Consider the following 14,600-nt stretch of genomic DNA (forward strand, 5'->3'; position numbering starts at 1 on the left):
GTCTCAAATATACATCTTAGTCCAGCTACTCGCCAGTTACAGGGCATTACGGATTGTTAATTATAATGCTCTAATTACCTTTAAAGTTGACGCAAATGACGGTGATTTGACCTCACCTTTGAGCCAATTATTTTCATAACTTCGGATATGGGGATTAATAGGAAATGTATTTGAGTTTCAGATCGTAAGTTGATAGTGGTGGGGGGATGAAAAACGTTGAATAATCGATTCTAAATTAGCTTTAGAGATTGCCAACTTATCTAGCATTGCTAGCAAAGAGTGGCAGTTACTGCCAAATTACCCCAGCAAGAACACTGGTGTGTTTTGGATCAGTAAAGATGGTGGGCCCAGCTGGACTTGAACCAGCGACCTGCCGATTATGAGTCGGATGCTCTAACCAACTGAGCTATAGGCCCTAAAAGGATGTGCAAGGTGCAGCTTGCGAGTCGCGCATTATAGAGACTTGTTTAGGATGTGGCTATAGCCTTGGGCGAGCTATTCAAGGTGCTTGTAATCTGTTGATTGCCCTAAAAATAAAACCCGCACATGGCGGGTTTTATTTTATCTGGCAGTTGGATAATTAATAAGCGGATTTTTAATCATCAAGGAAACTGCGCAGATGATCCGAGCGTGATGGGTGACGTAATTTCCGCAACGCCTTGGCTTCGATCTGACGGATACGTTCGCGTGTTACGTCAAATTGTTTGCCCACTTCTTCCAACGTGTGGTCAGTGTGCATATCAATGCCGAAACGCATACGCAATACTTTGGCTTCACGTGCGGTGAGGCCGGCAAGTACTTCGCGTGTCGCTTCCATCAGGCCTTCCATTGTCGCTGACTCTACCGGGGAAATAATGGTGGTGTCTTCGATAAAATCGCCCAGATGCGAATCTTCATCGTCGCCGATTGGCGTTTCCATGGAGATAGGTTCTTTGGCAATTTTCAACACTTTGCGTACTTTATCTTCCGGCATTTCCATGCGTTCGCCGAGTTCTTCCGGCGTTGGCTCGCGTCCCATTTCCTGCAGCATCTGGCGCGATACGCGATTGAGTTTGTTGATAGTCTCAATCATGTGTACTGGAATACGGATGGTGCGTGCCTGGTCAGCAATGGAACGGGTAATCGCCTGACGAATCCACCAGGTTGCGTAGGTAGAAAATTTGTAACCGCGACGGTATTCAAATTTATCCACCGCTTTCATCAAGCCGATGTTGCCTTCCTGGATCAGATCGAGGAATTGTAAACCGCGGTTGGTGTATTTTTTCGCGATAGAAATAACCAGGCGCAAGTTCGCCTCAACCATTTCTTTTTTCGCACGACGTGCACGTGCTTCACCGATCGACATGCGACGGTTGATATCTTTAATGCTGGCGAGGCTCAGGCCGCTTTCTGCTTCGATTTGGGCCAGCTGCTGTTGGGCAGCTTGTACATCGGGCAGTACACGCTCGAGTTTATCGGCGTGTTCAACCTTGCCTTTAAGATAATCTGGCAACCAGGCTTCGTTGGTCTCGTTGCCAGGGAATTCTTTAATAAACGTTTTGCGTTGCATCTGGGCTCTGCGGGTACACAGATCCATGATGAGGCGCTCTTGTCTGCGTACAGTGTCGAGCATAACGCGCGCTTTGGTGTAAATTGGATCGAACTGACGGGTCGGCAGTTTGAAGAATTTGAACAAGTCGCCAAGCGCAGACAATTCTTTTTCGGCTTGCTTGCTGCCGTAACCGTATTTGGCGAGCGTCTTGGTGGTTTTGTCTTGCTGTTTTTGCAGCTCTTCAAAACGAATGCGCGCCTCTTCCGGGTCTACGCCCGAAATGGCTTCTTCTTCATCTTCTGTTGCCGCTTCTTCCTCTTCGTCATCAGCTGCAGGTTTCGCACCGGCAACAGCAACAGGAATTTCCTCAACTTCAGCGAGGGTGGCGGGAATATCTTCTACCGGGTCAAGCCAACCAATGATGACGTCGGCAAGGCGACGCTCTTCTTTGGCGACCAGTGCGTACTCGTCGAGAACTTGTTGCACTGCACCAGGCCAGTAGGCAACGGCATGCATAAGCTCGCGCACACCTTCTTCGATGCGCTTGGCAATAACGATTTCGCCTTCGCGGGTCAACAGCTCAACTGTGCCCATTTCGCGCATGTACATGCGCACCGGGTCGGTGGTGCGACCGGTTTCTGTTTCTACGGCGACGAGTGCGGCAGCGGCTTCGGCGGCGGCGATTTCATCCGCAGCAGAGTCACCGTCGGTCATTAACAGGGTGTCGGCGTCGGGCGCTGTTTCGTAGACGCGGATACCCATGTCGTTGATCATCTGGATGATGTCTTCGACCTGATCCGGATCAGAAATGTCTTCCGGCAGGTGATCGTTTACCTCGGCATAGGTCAGATAACCTTGCTCTTTACCGCGGGCGATCAGTTCTTTAATACGGGACTGTTGCTGTTGGACGTCTTCAGACATTCGAAACCCTATTTAAAACCTGATGAGTGAAATGCAAAGCCCGAAATTATACTCCACTTGCTTGGGTGGATTCTAGGCGAATGGTTGGTGATGCCCTATTCTTCGGCTGGTTATGCCTAAATTGGGTTGTTTTTGATCAGCACAAGGGCTTATTGCTGCAATTTTGTTGATAGCGCAGCGCGTACCAGCTGGTCGCGCTCTTCTTTGGTGAGTTGAGTTAAGTCGGCATTTTTCAGTTTTGCCAAGGATTCTGCCGTTTTTTTCTGATTTTGCTGTTGACGCAGTTTCTCCATGGCGTCGTTGAATGCCGCTTGGGTGTCGTAATCTGCTTTTGCAGGTTTATCTTGTCGGCTTTGGGTTAAGGCGTTTGCCGCTTGTAACAAATCATGGCCGGCGACAGCAGCAAGTCGCTCGGTATTATCCGCGCCGTAAATGCCCCTCCAGTAACCAATCAAATGCGAGAGGTTGTAGTGTGGACGTTCGTGTAACACTTTCAGCAGGCGCCCCAGCATCAGGCAGTCGCTATCTGCTTCATCGATCAGCCATTCTTCATGGTTTGGCTCAAGGCTTGCCAGTGTTGGATAGGTCAGCAAGAGTGCCAAGGCCTTGCGCACCGGTGGCATCAAGTATTTGCTGGCAGCGCGCGCCTGTAATTCCGGCTGATAGGTAGTATTGATGGCTTTGCGGTGCGTACGTGGCTCTTCGTAAAACTCATGGTAGTCCGCAGGTGGCAGCTCCTGCGGGAAATCACCGTATTCCTCATAGGCTGCTAGCGGAGGGTGGTCCCATTGCAGTTCGGTTTTTTTCGGTAGCGCAACCTTGGGTACAGTTTCTTCTGTTTTGATTGGGGTTTGCGGCGCAACGAAGAGTGGCTGCATCTCGCCTTTGTTTTGCTGCTCCAGAATCAACTCTTGCAGGATAGTGCGATTCAGCCCGGTTCGAGTGGCAAGGCTTTCGAACATCAACTCGCGGAATACACCTTTGGGCAGGCGATCCAATAGCGGTGCGGCGCGCTTGCTAAACGTGGCGCGGCCTTCCATGGTGCGAATGTTTAATCCGTCGGCGACCGCATCAAATAAATAATCCTCAAAGGGTACGGCCAGTTCGATCATCCGCTCGAACTTATCGGGACCGATCTGGCGCACCAGCGTATCCGGATCTTCCCCTTCGGGCAGGAACAGGAATTTCACCGTGCGGCCGTCGGTCATGGTATCGAGCGATGCTTCCAGTGCGCGATGGGCAGCGCTGCGGCCAGCTTTATCACCATCGAAGCAGAACACCACTTCGTTGGTGTATTTAAAGGCGCGGTCGAGATGATCGGGACCACATGCAGTTCCTAAGGTGGCGACGCCGTAGCCGATACCAAATTGTGCCAGGCTGACCACATCCATATAGCCTTCAACCACCAGCAGGCGCGGCAATTCGCGGTAGGCGAGGCGCGCTTCGTAAAGGCCATAGAGTTCCTGGCCTTTATGGAATACCGGGGTTTCCGGTGAATTGAGGTATTTGGGTTTGTCATCGCCCAGCACTCGCCCGCCAAAACCAATTACCCGTCCGCGGGTGTCGCGAATGGGAAACATAATGCGATGACGAAAGCGGTCGTAAAGTTTCTTTTCCTGTTCCTGATGGATCAACATGCCACCTTCGATCAGCAGGTGCTTGTCTTCATCATTGTGCGCCAGGTTTTTAAGCAGATTGTCCCAGCCGGGTGGTGCGAAGCCGACACCATAAAGCTTGGCGGTTTTGCCATCCAGTCCGCGATTTTTTAAATAATTTACCGCGAGGTGCTTGCTTGGGTGATGCCGTAGCTGTTGCTGGTAAAAACCATCGGCTTTTTCCAGCAAGGTATAGATGCTGCGCTTTTCCTGCTCACGTTTTTCCTGCGCTTCGGTCTGTACTTCGCGGGGAACTTCCAGACCGGTTAAGCGTGCAAGCGACTCGACGGCTTCAGGGAAGCTGAGGCGTTCGTAATCCATCACAAAGCCGAGCGCATTGCCGCTCGCACCGCAGCCAAAACAGTAATAAAACTGTTTTTCGGGGCTTACAGTGAAGGAGGGAGTCTTTTCGTCGTGGAAGGGGCAGCAGGCGCTGTAGTTTTTGCCGGTTTTGCGCAGTTTGACGCGACTATCGACCACATCGACTATATCGAGGCGGTCGAGCATGTCATCGATAAAGCTTTGGGGGATAAGACCGGCCATGAAGTCGTCGCCTGGAAAAGATAGCTAGAAGCTAGCAGTTGACGACTAATTGCTCAACTTGGCTTTAAGCAGCTTACTCACATCGCCCATATCGGCGCGGCCTTGCACTTGTGGCTTGATCAGCGCCATGGCTTTGCCCATGTCGCGCGCTTCAGTGACGGCGGCATCGGCCAAGGCTTTGGCAACTATGGCATCGAGCTCGGCAGCGGTCAGCTGGGCAGGAAGATAGGCTTGAATTTCAGTGATTTCGTAAGCTTCTTGCTCAGCGAGTTCCGGGCGATTGGCGTTGCGATATTGTTGTTCGGAATCGCGACGTTGCTTAACCATTTTGTCGAGCACAGCTAAAGCGCGGGCGTCATCAACGGTGATGCGCTCATCTACTTCGATGCGTTTGAATTCAGACATCACAAGACGCAAAACCGCGACGCGCTCTTTTTCTTTAGCGCGCATCGCGGTCTTTAAGGCATCATTTATGCGGTCTTTTAGCGTTGATTGACTCATGAATCACCGGAGATTGAGTGAACAATTTGGGCACAGGAGTGGAACGCACAACTCGTTAATTGACAGATGCAAACAGCTTAACGAGCGGAACCGGTCAAAACTAATAACAATTACCGACCAGGTCGGCGCGGTTAATTAGTACAGACGGGTAAACTTTTTAGATTCGCGTTGTACCTTTTTAGCATGGCGCTTAACAGCGGCAGCGGCATCACGCTTACGAACGGTAGTTGGCTTCTCGTAGCATTCACGAGCGCGAACGTCAGCCAAAATGCCGGCCTTTTCACAAGCGCGCTTGAAACGACGCAGGGCTACGTCAAAAGGTTCGTTTTCTTTAAGTTTTACTGAAGGCATGCTGTTACCTTTAAAAAGAGAGCTAATAAATGATGTCTTGTGGATAGCGCCAGTGCTTAAACACAGTGAAGTATCCGAGGGGTGCGGATTCTATACGCTTCTTATTGCAGCCGCAACCTTGGGCGCGTGAGAGCACTGGGTTTTCGCGATGCCAGCCTTTATCATAGCGCCCCTGGGATGTCCCCTATGATGGGTGTCCGGATTAGTCATTACCTCCTGCGATGCAGGTGGCCAGAGGTTGGTTTATGCGTGTATTGGGGTTGGAGACATCCTGTGATGAAACAGGTGTGGCGATTTATGACAGTGAGCGCGGCTTGCTGGCACACACGCTTTATACCCAGATCGCACTTCATGCGGAGTATGGCGGCGTGGTACCGGAGCTGGCCTCGCGTGACCACGTGCGCAAATTGCTTCCGCTTATTAATGAAGTCATGGCGGCGAGTGGCTCTACCCCGGCCGATATCGATGGCATCGCCTACACCTCCGGTCCGGGTTTGATTGGCGCCCTGATGGTGGGTGCTTCGCTTGGCCGCTCACTGGCCTATTCCTGGGGAGTTCCTGCGATTGGTGTCCATCATATGGAAGGACACTTGCTGGCCCCGATGTTGGAGGCTAATCCACCGGCTTATCCGTTTGTTGCGTTGCTGGTTTCCGGCGGCCACACGCAGTTGGTAAAAGTCGATGCGCTGGGTGAGTACGAATTGTTGGGCGAATCTATTGATGATGCGGCGGGCGAGGCGTTTGATAAAGCGGCCAAAATGCTCGATCTGGATTATCCCGGCGGCCCACAAATCGCCAAGCTTGCCGAGCAGGGCGTTGAGGGGCGATTTAAATTTCCGCGCCCGATGGTGGATCGCCCCGGATTGGATTTTAGTTTTAGCGGTTTGAAAACAGCGACGCTCACTACCGTCAATGCGAACAAACAACCCAATGGTTTGCCAGATGATCAAACCTGTGCCGATATCGCCAACGCATTTCAAGCTGCCGTTGTTGATACGTTAGTTATCAAATGCAAACGCGCGCTTGAGCAAACAGGAATGAAAACGCTGGTGATTGCTGGCGGTGTTTCTGCCAACAAAAAGCTGCGTGCCGATTTGGATGCGAGCCTTGCGAAAATCGGAGCAAAGGTATTTTACGCACGCCACGAATTCTGTACCGACAACGGCGCAATGATCGCCTATGCCGGTTGCCAGCGCTTGCTTGCGGGGCAACATGAAGGTCTCGCTATCACTGTAAAAGCGCGCTGGCCACTCAATACACTCTCCTCACTTTAAAGAATTTTTTATGGATATTGTTTACATCCGCGATTTGCGTATCGATACGATTATCGGTATTTACGACTGGGAGCGCGAAGTGCGGCAAACAGTGAGTATCGACCTGGAAATGGCAAGCGATATTCGCAAGGCTGCCGAAACCGACGATATCCAATACGCATTGAATTACAAGGCGGTTTCCAAGCGTTTGATTGCCTATGTTGAAAATCGCAATGCGCTTTTGGTGGAAACCCTGGCCGAGGAAATTGCGCAGATTATACAGAGCGAATTTAATGTGCCCTGGTTGCGCTTGCGCTTGAGTAAGCCGGGCGCGGTGCGCGGCGCGCGCGATGTGGGTCTGCTGATTGAGCGTGGCGAGAAACCGGGAGCACTAGCTGAATGACCGCAATTTATTTAAGCCTGGGTAGTAATGTTGATCGCCATAAAAATATTACGGCGGCGCTGGATGCCTTGGCTGCATTGTTTGGTGTTTTGCAAATATCGTCAGTCTACGAAAGTAAATCCGTCGGTTTTGATGGCAGTAATTTTTTTAATTTGGTGGTCGGCGCTAGCACGGAATTATCGATTGCAGAATTATCAGAAACCTTGAAGCGTATTGAAGATGATAATGGCCGCAAGCGCAACGGACCAAAATTCAGTCCGCGTACGCTGGATATCGATATCCTGACCTACGGCGATGTTGTCGGCAATGAAAGCGGGATCGAATTACCCCGCGCTGAAATTACCCAAAATGCGTTTGTGCTGTTGCCATTGGCGGAAATTGCTGCAGAGGTATTGCATCCGCAATTACAAAAAAGCTATCGCGAGTTATGGGCTAGCTACGATCAAGATTCACAATCCTTGTGGTCGATAGATTTTGAATGGCGCGGTAAAAAAATCTCTCCTGCTTAATTTTTCTTTATTTTAAAGCCACTTCTTAAACGCAACAATACCAAACCCCGTTGCAATCACCAGCATCGCACCGAGTGTATAAAAATAACCGTAAGGTGCATGTAGCTCCGGCATGTTGTCAAAGTTCATTCCATAGATGCCGGCGATAAAAGTTAGTGGTACAAAAATCGCGGTAATAACCGTGAGCACGCGCATGGTGCTGTTTAGTTGGTGCGAACTAATCGATAAGTAGCCGTTGATCAAATCGCCACAAATATCGTAGTACATAGTACATAAGCCATGCAGGCGCTCGCAGCGTTCAAATAAATCCTGTAGGCCGTGTTCTATATCGCCATCTTCGTCAATTAGTCGCTGTGGAATATCTTTGAGTAAATTGGTCACCAATTTTTCATGGTAACTAAAAATACGTTTGAGTTTGCGCAGGCGCGATTGGTAGCTGATTAATTCGCGCATCACCTCATCGTTTGGCCGTTCCTGCATGGCATCTTCCAGCTCATTGAGCGATGGCTCAAAGGCGAGGATTGCCTCGAGATAACGGCCAACCGAAAAACGCATGATACGTGAAGCGAGTAGCCCGGGGCTGGCTAATAAATTTTCTTTATGCGCGTTTTCCCAGTAGTGGGCGATGCCTAGTGAATTGCGCGGGTGACAGCTGATCAGGCAACGATCTCCCGCGAAGAGGGCGATTGTCATTTGCTGGATGGTGAGGTCTTTATTAAATTCGGTAATGCCGCGGTATAAAATTAAGGTGTAGTTTTCAAAGGTTTCCGTTTTGGGTGGATGGCGAAAACGTTGTACGTCTTCTACCGCCAGCGGGTGACAGCCCATGGATAACAGAAATTGTTTTTCTGCGGGTGGATCTTCATTGAGTAAATCAATCCAAATGTAACTGTTGTTGTCGCTGCGCCAGCGTTCAATTAACTCGATACCGCCTTCAAGCCGTTCACCATGTGCGGTCAAGAGTTGTGTTCTTATCATTTTTACCATCGCTAAAAATTAAATTGTAATCGAACGACCGCCATCGACAGTCAATATTTGTCCGGTAATGTAGGGGGCACTTTGCGCAAGGAATAAAATGGTCCTGGCGATATCTTGCGCTTGGCCGCGCTGTTGTAGCGGAATGCGCGCGAGCATTTTTTCCTTATTGTCATCCGATAATTTGTCCTCAGGATTTTTATGGGCATCGTCCGGCCAGAGGATTGCCCCGGGGGCAATGCCATTTACACGCACCAAGGGCGCCAATTCCTGCGCTAATGTTTTGGTCAACATTACATTGCCCGCTTTTGCTATTGAGTAAATGCTGTGTTTTTTGAGTGGTTTGTCAGCATAAATATCGGCGATATTAATAATGCAACCATGATGCTCGCTCAAATTGTGTGCGAGTGCTTGCGCAAGAAAAAAAGGTGCTTTGAGATTGGAGTTAATTAAATTATCCCAATCCTCTCCGCTGGCGCTGCCAATCGGCGTCGGGTAAAAACTGGATGCATTATTGACTAGCAAATCGATTCGCTGCCAACGCTGTAGCGCCTGTGTTGCTAAATCGTTTATTTGGGTGATGTTGTTAAGGTCGGCCTGAATGCAGATGGCCGAATTTTCCCGCTCCTCATTCAGTTCCTCCACTAATTCCTGCGCAGCTTTTTCTGAGCAGTGATAATGGATAACCAGATTAAAACCGGCTTGATGCAAGTGCCGAACAATTTCAGCACCTATACGCTTGGCGGCACCGGTAACCAGCGCAACTTTTTTAGGCGTGTGGCAATCGTTTAGAGTCGGTGTAGACATAGGCTTACCTCTGCGTTAGTTATTTGTAAATTATAATCACGCGTTTGGAGGGGTGGGGGTGTTACTTTTTAATTTAAGCAGGTTTTGCAACCGCTGGCGATTTACTTCATCACCAAACACCTGGCCAGTATGACCGCTTTGTTGGATTGCGGCTATATCAACTGTCTGGGCTGCTTTAAGTGCAGCGCGAAAAAAATCTGCCTGTGGATATTCGCGATTTTCAAAACCCGTGCGTCCGCGCGCATCCGCTTCGCAACATAACAAAAATTGTTCGAATCGTTCAGGGCGGCGAAATGCATCGTTAGATTGCAATACTTTTAATATTGTCGCCGGTTTTAATTCCAATGCGCGATGACAATGGGTATGCCACTGTGCGACCATCAATGCCAGATCTTTATAATCTTTGGGCGCAGCTATACGGCCGCACAGTTGTTTAACGAGCGGCAAGCTGCGATCTTCATGGGCGATGTGGCGTGGCCATTCATCGCGCGGTGTGGTGGCTTTGCCCAGATCATGTAACAGCGTCGCAAAGCGAACACAGGTGCTGGGCGATAATGCTACCGCTTGCTGCAAGCTCAGTAATGTATGGGTGCCGGTATCAATTTCCGGATGATGGGTCGCGGTTTGGGGCACGCCAAAAAGAGCATCAATCTCTGGAAATAAACGCGCGAGTGCATCGCATGAGCGCAGGACTTCAATAAATATTTCCGGATTCGGCTCACCCAGTGCGCGCTCGGTTTCTTTCCATACGCGCTCTGCTACAAGGTGATCAACTTCACCAGCGGCCACCATGGTTTTCATCAATGCGACTGTTTCATCGGCTACGCGAAAACCGAGTGCGTGATAGCGTGCGGCAAAGCGGGCGATGCGTAAAACCCGCACCGGGTCTTCGGCAAACGCGGGCGAGACATGCCGCAACAGCTTATCGGCGAGATCCTGTTGACCGTTGTAGGGGTCGATAATCACACCGTGTTCATCTTCAGCCAGCGCATTGATAGTGAGGTCGCGGCGGATCAGGTCATCTTCCAAGGTGACTTCTTCGCCGCAATAAAAACTGAAACCACCATAACCTTTTCCGGTTTTGCGTTCAGTACGGGCGAGGGCATATTCCTCTTTGGTTTGCGGGTGGAGAAATACTGGAAAGTCTTTGCCAACAGGGACAAATCCCCGGGCTTGCATTTGTTCAGGGCTACTGCCCACTACCACCCAATCATGTTCGATGACGGGGCGACCCAATAATTTATCGCGGACAGCACCGCCAACGAGATATGTTTTCATTGCAAAAAATCATTAACAATCAGCCGTTGAGTATAGGTGAATTGGCTGGATAAAAAAAATGCAAAAATGACTTGTGGCTTAACAGAAATTAAATTAACCTCTCTGCAGTTAAAAAATTCCTTATAACCTTAGATCAATTAATTATGTATCAAATGAATTCCATTAAGCACGCCGCCGCACTGCGACCAATTTTTTGGTGCGCAGTCATGGCGCGTTGCCTGGCGGAACTTGTTGATTAGTTGAATAATCGTTATAAACAAAGGCCGCAGCATAAAAACTGCGGCCTTTTTGTTTTCCGGGTTCAGTTTTTTTAATTTCAGTCTCGCTGATTTTTGCTGCGGTCATTCTCTCGTAGGTTGCTCATTGGGCAATAAGGAGCTATGCCGTGGCTGTGTTATTTGCGTATTTTTCCGTCGTGCTGATTTGGGCTACGACCCCGCTCGCTATTCAATGGAGTAGCGATAGCCTCAGTTTTATGGCTGCCGTTGTGGCGCGTATGACGATTGCGTTAGCTATTGCGCTGCTAATGCATGGGCTACTGCGAAAATCCCTTTCTACTTATTGGCAACATGCGCGCATTTATTTTGCGGCATCCATCAGTATTTTTCCCAACATGCCGGTTGTGTATTGGGGTGTGCAATTTATTCCGTCGGGTTTGGTGGCGGTAATTTTTGCGATGTCGCCTTTTGTGACCGGTTTGATGACATTGTTGTTGCTAAAACAAAATCCATTCACGTTTAAAAAAGTAATGGGGCTGATATTAGCGCTGGTCGGTCTGGTTGTTATTTTTTATCACCAATTCCAATTCAATACCCACTCAGTGTATGGCATCGCCAGTATTTTGCTTTCCTGCGTACTGTTTAGTTTTAGTAGTGTGTGGGTGAAAAAATTGATCCAGCAGGAAACGGTAAATCTTGATCCTTTTCATCAGGCCAGTGGTGCGTTGCTGTTTGCATTACCGGGATTGGTTTTGAGCTGGTTGCTAATGGACGGTGCATTGCCGCAACAGGTTTCGGTTAAATCAGCCTCATCAATTATTTATTTGGCGATCATGGGATCATTGGTAGGCGGTGCGTTGTTTTATTTCATCTTGCAGCGCCTGTCAGCAACGTCAGTATCCTTAATTACCTTAATGACACCGGTGCTTGCAATCATTATTGGTAAGCAATTAGCTGATGAGGATTTATCGGCGCAAACGCTGATTGGTGTTGCCATAGTATTGTTTGCACTTCTGCTTTATTTGCCTTGGTCGATACGTGCAGTCATAACTGCAATAGATGCCTGGCTGCTGCGTAAATTAGCTGAGCAGCCTGTGCCAGAGGACGGCACAAGTGCACAACAGGAGCTGCAAAAAATTAAGGAATACGTTATTCGCTTCAAATGAGTTGTTTTGGTGCGCGCCTAAATGGCGCGCTTGGTTTTTATGCACCATGCTTGTGCTTATGCCAGTTTTATTTCGGGTATGCAATCTTGTATTCAATAGATAACACAATGATTTAAAAGACAAAAATAAAACTGGCTTGGTAACTGCAATATTGCCATCAAGCTAGAGTGAGTCATCAATAGCTGCCTTAAAAACTAACTAGTAAAGACCATTAAGAGGAAGAACTCATGAAGATGAAACAAAAATTAGTCGCTGGTGCTATCGCTCTGTCTGCTATGGCCGGTTTTTCTGTACCGGCAGCACATGCTGAGCTGTCTGCATCAGTTGGTGTTGCTAATATGTACTACTGGCGCGGTTTGGACTTGGGTGATGGCGCGGCCTTGTCGGCAGACATTAATTACAGCGCCTCTGGTTTTACCGTGGGTGCGTGGACTTCTTCTGGAGATGCTGGTTGGGGTACTGAATATGATCTTTATGTGGGCTACTCAGTTGATGTAGGGCCGGTGGCCTTAGGGGTCGGTTATGTAAGCTACAACTATGCGGATATGGAAGTTTCTCCCGGTGATTTTGCGGAAGTTTATGCGAGTGCCGGTATTGGTCCTTTTACAGTGACTTATTACGATAATGTGGCAAACAAAGAAGAGATCGGCGTTGGCTATGATGATTACAACTATGTTACTGCTGAACTGAGCTTTGAAAAATTCGGCATCAAATACGGTCTGCATGAAGATGATTTGGCGCACCTGGATTTAACCTATAAGTACAATGATAAATTGAGCTTTATGGTGGGTAAGGTTGTTGATGATGCAGATGGTGCTTATAACGATGAAGCCAAGTTTGTTGTATCCCTGTCTTTGCCAATTGAGTAATCCTGTCGCGTTCAATTGGATATAAAGCAAAAAGGCAAGCTTCGGCTTGCCTTTTTGCTTTCTGTGTATTATTTAAATAATAATTATATTATTTAATAAAAGATTCTTCTTCAGCCCTTATACTGTCGCCCGAACTCTGGTTCAATGCGCGCAAAATGGCTCACATCTTTATAAGGAATCTTGCATGTCCCGCTCTTCCATCCTTGTTACTGGCGGTGCCGGTTTTATCGGCAGCCATGTCTGTGTTGAATTGATCAATAGCGGCTATTTACCGGTAGTGGTCGACAATCTCTGCAATAGCAAACCTGAGGCTCTCAAGCGAGTAGCTAAGATTACCGGTGTTGAGCCGGTGCTTTATGAAGTGGATATCAATGATAAAGACGCCCTGCGCAAGGTGTTTGCGGTCCATCAATTTAAGGCAGTGATGCATTTTGCGGGCTTGAAGGCGGTTGGCGAATCTAACCAGATTCCGATGAAATACTACCGCTACAACGTTGCGGGCACCTTGTCGCTTACCGAAGTGATGGAGGAGTTCAAGGTGTGGCGGCTGATTTTCAGTTCGTCGGCCACTGTTTATGGTGACCCGGTTTCTGTCCCTATCGATGAAAGCTTTGCCACCTCCGCAACCAATCCTTACGGACGCAGCAAGTTGATCGTGGAAGAGATTTTGACTGATATCGCCAAGGCGCCCGGCAGTCAGTGGAATTTCTCATTACTGCGCTACTTTAATCCCGTTGGTGCGCACGAAAGTGGTTTGATCGGCGAAGATCCGGCGGGTATCCCCAATAATCTATTGCCTTATATAGCGCAGGTGGCGATCGGCAAGCTCAAAGAGTTGAGTGTATTTGGCGATGATTATCCAACCGTCGATGGCACCGGCGTGCGCGATTACATCCATGTGGTGGATTTGGCCCAGGGCCATGTTGCCGCGCTTAAAGGGTTGGATAAATCCGGTATCGGTTGTCGCGCATACAATCTCGGTACCGGCAGCGGTTACTCGGTGTTGCAGATGATCAAGGCATTCGAAGCGGCAAGCGGCCGTGCGGTGCCTTACAAAATTGTGCCGCGCCGTGCGGGTGATATCGCCAGTTGTTATGCCGATCCGATTAAAGCCAAAGCCGAGCTGGATTGGACGGCAAAGTACGACCTCGCGCGTATGATGCAAGATGCCTGGCGCTGGCAGTCGCAAAACCCCAATGGCTATAGTGACTGATCGTTCGCTTTAGCTGCTTTACCAAACAGCCGATGGGAGCGACTCTATCGGCTGTTTTTTTGTTTTCCGGAAGGTGTTTTTTGGTAATTCTCTCCTCGGCGTGTCTCGTTTCATTTCCTTGATGATTGTCGATGTAATGGTTTTCTTGCACGGTGAGGCTGTGATCGGTTAGGCATAAATCCATCTCACTTTTTACTGCTACAAGTGAGATGCCCCATCTTTTTCCGGTTTCAAAAGTGAGAAGAGAAAATCCGGCAAATCAGTGATGCTAACCAGTGTGTTAGTCCATCAACACATAACAATAATTCCAATAAAAATGTGGCTCGACAATTCGCACGCAATTGCCGCTTGGGAAGGGTGGTGGAGTCGGTGTCGAACGATAAGTCATTACAACCAGCCAATTCCTT

At 48.9% G+C, this 14,600-nt stretch carries 13 protein-coding genes and 1 tRNA gene; 6 read left to right on the forward strand and 8 right to left on the reverse strand.

The genetic code is table 11. From position 1 onward, the window contains the following. Nucleotides 1-339: 339 nt before the first annotated feature. The 5 genes from AC1RJL_RS19225 to rpsU form a co-directional block, all read right to left on the reverse strand. Nucleotides 340-416, reverse strand: a tRNA-Ile gene (locus tag AC1RJL_RS19225). A 179-nt stretch (nucleotides 417-595) separates the two neighbouring features. After that, complete coding sequence (gene rpoD, locus AC1RJL_RS19230; RefSeq protein WP_492917052.1) at nucleotides 596-2,452, reverse strand: RNA polymerase sigma factor RpoD; 1,857 nt, start codon at nucleotides 2,450-2,452, stop codon at nucleotides 596-598. A 149-nt stretch (nucleotides 2,453-2,601) separates the two neighbouring features. Then, nucleotides 2,602-4,650: a DNA primase gene (gene dnaG, locus AC1RJL_RS19235; RefSeq protein ID WP_492917054.1), complete on the reverse strand. Its 2,049-nt coding sequence runs from the start codon at nucleotides 4,648-4,650 to the stop codon at nucleotides 2,602-2,604. A gap of 45 nt (nucleotides 4,651-4,695) precedes the next feature. After that, nucleotides 4,696-5,151, reverse strand: coding sequence for a GatB/YqeY domain-containing protein (locus tag AC1RJL_RS19240; RefSeq protein ID WP_492917056.1), 456 nt, complete (start codon nucleotides 5,149-5,151; stop codon nucleotides 4,696-4,698). A gap of 135 nt (nucleotides 5,152-5,286) precedes the next feature. After that, a complete protein-coding gene (rpsU, locus tag AC1RJL_RS19245; protein ID WP_084618192.1) occupies nucleotides 5,287-5,502 on the reverse strand; it encodes a 30S ribosomal protein S21 in 216 nt (71 codons plus the stop codon). 245 nt (nucleotides 5,503-5,747) lie between these two features. Here rpsU and tsaD point away from each other — a divergent pair, with 245 nt between their 5' ends. Genes tsaD through folK form a run of 3 tightly spaced genes read left to right on the forward strand, consistent with a single transcriptional unit; the run spans nucleotide 5,748 to nucleotide 7,667 of the window. Continuing rightward, nucleotides 5,748-6,776 carry a tRNA (adenosine(37)-N6)-threonylcarbamoyltransferase complex transferase subunit TsaD gene (gene tsaD / locus AC1RJL_RS19250; RefSeq protein ID WP_492917059.1) on the forward strand — a complete coding sequence of 343 codons (1,029 nt, stop codon included), beginning with the start codon at nucleotides 5,748-5,750 and terminating at the stop codon, nucleotides 6,774-6,776. Nucleotides 6,777-6,786: 10 nt separating this feature from the next. Then, nucleotides 6,787-7,158, forward strand: a complete 372-nt coding sequence (gene folB / locus AC1RJL_RS19255; protein WP_492917061.1) for a dihydroneopterin aldolase — start codon at nucleotides 6,787-6,789, stop codon at nucleotides 7,156-7,158. Next, on the forward strand, nucleotides 7,155-7,667 hold the full coding sequence (gene folK, locus AC1RJL_RS19260) for a 2-amino-4-hydroxy-6-hydroxymethyldihydropteridine diphosphokinase (protein WP_492917063.1): 513 nt from the start codon (nucleotides 7,155-7,157) through the stop codon (nucleotides 7,665-7,667). Before folB ends, folK begins: the two co-directional genes overlap by 4 nt. Nucleotides 7,668-7,679: 12 nt before the next feature. Here the strand turns inward: folK and AC1RJL_RS19265 are convergent, their stop codons facing one another. Genes AC1RJL_RS19265 through AC1RJL_RS19275 form a run of 3 tightly spaced genes read right to left on the reverse strand, consistent with a single transcriptional unit; the run spans nucleotide 7,680 to nucleotide 10,727 of the window. Beyond that, nucleotides 7,680-8,645, reverse strand: coding sequence for a magnesium transporter CorA family protein (locus AC1RJL_RS19265; RefSeq protein ID WP_492917065.1), 966 nt, complete (start codon nucleotides 8,643-8,645; stop codon nucleotides 7,680-7,682). 18 nt (nucleotides 8,646-8,663) lie between these two features. Continuing rightward, the gene (locus tag AC1RJL_RS19270; protein ID WP_492917067.1) at nucleotides 8,664-9,449 is read right to left on the reverse strand and encodes a pteridine reductase; all 786 of its coding nucleotides are present in this window, start codon (nucleotides 9,447-9,449) and stop codon (nucleotides 8,664-8,666) included. Nucleotides 9,450-9,485: 36 nt separating this feature from the next. Then, on the reverse strand, nucleotides 9,486-10,727 hold the full coding sequence (locus tag AC1RJL_RS19275) for a multifunctional CCA addition/repair protein (RefSeq protein WP_492917069.1): 1,242 nt from the start codon (nucleotides 10,725-10,727) through the stop codon (nucleotides 9,486-9,488). Nucleotides 10,728-11,112: 385 nt separating this feature from the next. On the opposite strand from AC1RJL_RS19275, the gene AC1RJL_RS19280 reads away from it, so the two are divergent. From AC1RJL_RS19280 to galE, 3 genes are all read left to right on the forward strand, one after another. Then, complete coding sequence (locus AC1RJL_RS19280; RefSeq protein ID WP_492917071.1) at nucleotides 11,113-12,111, forward strand: DMT family transporter; 999 nt, start codon at nucleotides 11,113-11,115, stop codon at nucleotides 12,109-12,111. A gap of 227 nt (nucleotides 12,112-12,338) precedes the next feature. Beyond that, nucleotides 12,339-12,980, forward strand: a complete 642-nt coding sequence (locus AC1RJL_RS19285; RefSeq protein ID WP_492917073.1) for a TorF family putative porin — start codon at nucleotides 12,339-12,341, stop codon at nucleotides 12,978-12,980. 184 nt (nucleotides 12,981-13,164) lie between these two features. After that, complete coding sequence (galE, locus tag AC1RJL_RS19290) at nucleotides 13,165-14,193, forward strand: UDP-glucose 4-epimerase GalE (protein WP_492917075.1); 1,029 nt, start codon at nucleotides 13,165-13,167, stop codon at nucleotides 14,191-14,193. The last annotated feature ends 407 nt before the right edge of the window (nucleotides 14,194-14,600 follow it).

It is taken from the genome of Cellvibrio sp. GW822-FHT04B05 (assembly GCF_058800985.1).

What these genes read in the sequence shown, in the direction of transcription:
- AC1RJL_RS19240 (WP_492917056.1), bottom strand. Translation starts at nt 5,151, where the DNA reads ATGAGTCAATCAACGCTAAAAGACCGCATAAATGATGCCTTAAAGACC.
- AC1RJL_RS19265 (WP_492917065.1), bottom strand. Translation starts at nt 8,645, where the DNA reads ATGATAAGAACACAACTCTTGACCGCACATGGTGAACGGCTTGAAGGC.
- galE (WP_492917075.1), top strand. Translation starts at nt 13,165, where the DNA reads ATGTCCCGCTCTTCCATCCTTGTTACTGGCGGTGCCGGTTTTATCGGC.
- tsaD (WP_492917059.1), top strand. Translation starts at nt 5,748, where the DNA reads ATGCGTGTATTGGGGTTGGAGACATCCTGTGATGAAACAGGTGTGGCG.
- folK (WP_492917063.1), top strand. Translation starts at nt 7,155, where the DNA reads ATGACCGCAATTTATTTAAGCCTGGGTAGTAATGTTGATCGCCATAAA.
- folB (WP_492917061.1), top strand. Translation starts at nt 6,787, where the DNA reads ATGGATATTGTTTACATCCGCGATTTGCGTATCGATACGATTATCGGT.
- dnaG (WP_492917054.1), bottom strand. Translation starts at nt 4,650, where the DNA reads ATGGCCGGTCTTATCCCCCAAAGCTTTATCGATGACATGCTCGACCGC.
- rpsU (WP_084618192.1), bottom strand. Translation starts at nt 5,502, where the DNA reads ATGCCTTCAGTAAAACTTAAAGAAAACGAACCTTTTGACGTAGCCCTG.
- AC1RJL_RS19275 (WP_492917069.1), bottom strand. Translation starts at nt 10,727, where the DNA reads ATGAAAACATATCTCGTTGGCGGTGCTGTCCGCGATAAATTATTGGGT.
- AC1RJL_RS19270 (WP_492917067.1), bottom strand. Translation starts at nt 9,449, where the DNA reads ATGTCTACACCGACTCTAAACGATTGCCACACGCCTAAAAAAGTTGCG.
- AC1RJL_RS19285 (WP_492917073.1), top strand. Translation starts at nt 12,339, where the DNA reads ATGAAGATGAAACAAAAATTAGTCGCTGGTGCTATCGCTCTGTCTGCT.
- rpoD (WP_492917052.1), bottom strand. Translation starts at nt 2,452, where the DNA reads ATGTCTGAAGACGTCCAACAGCAACAGTCCCGTATTAAAGAACTGATC.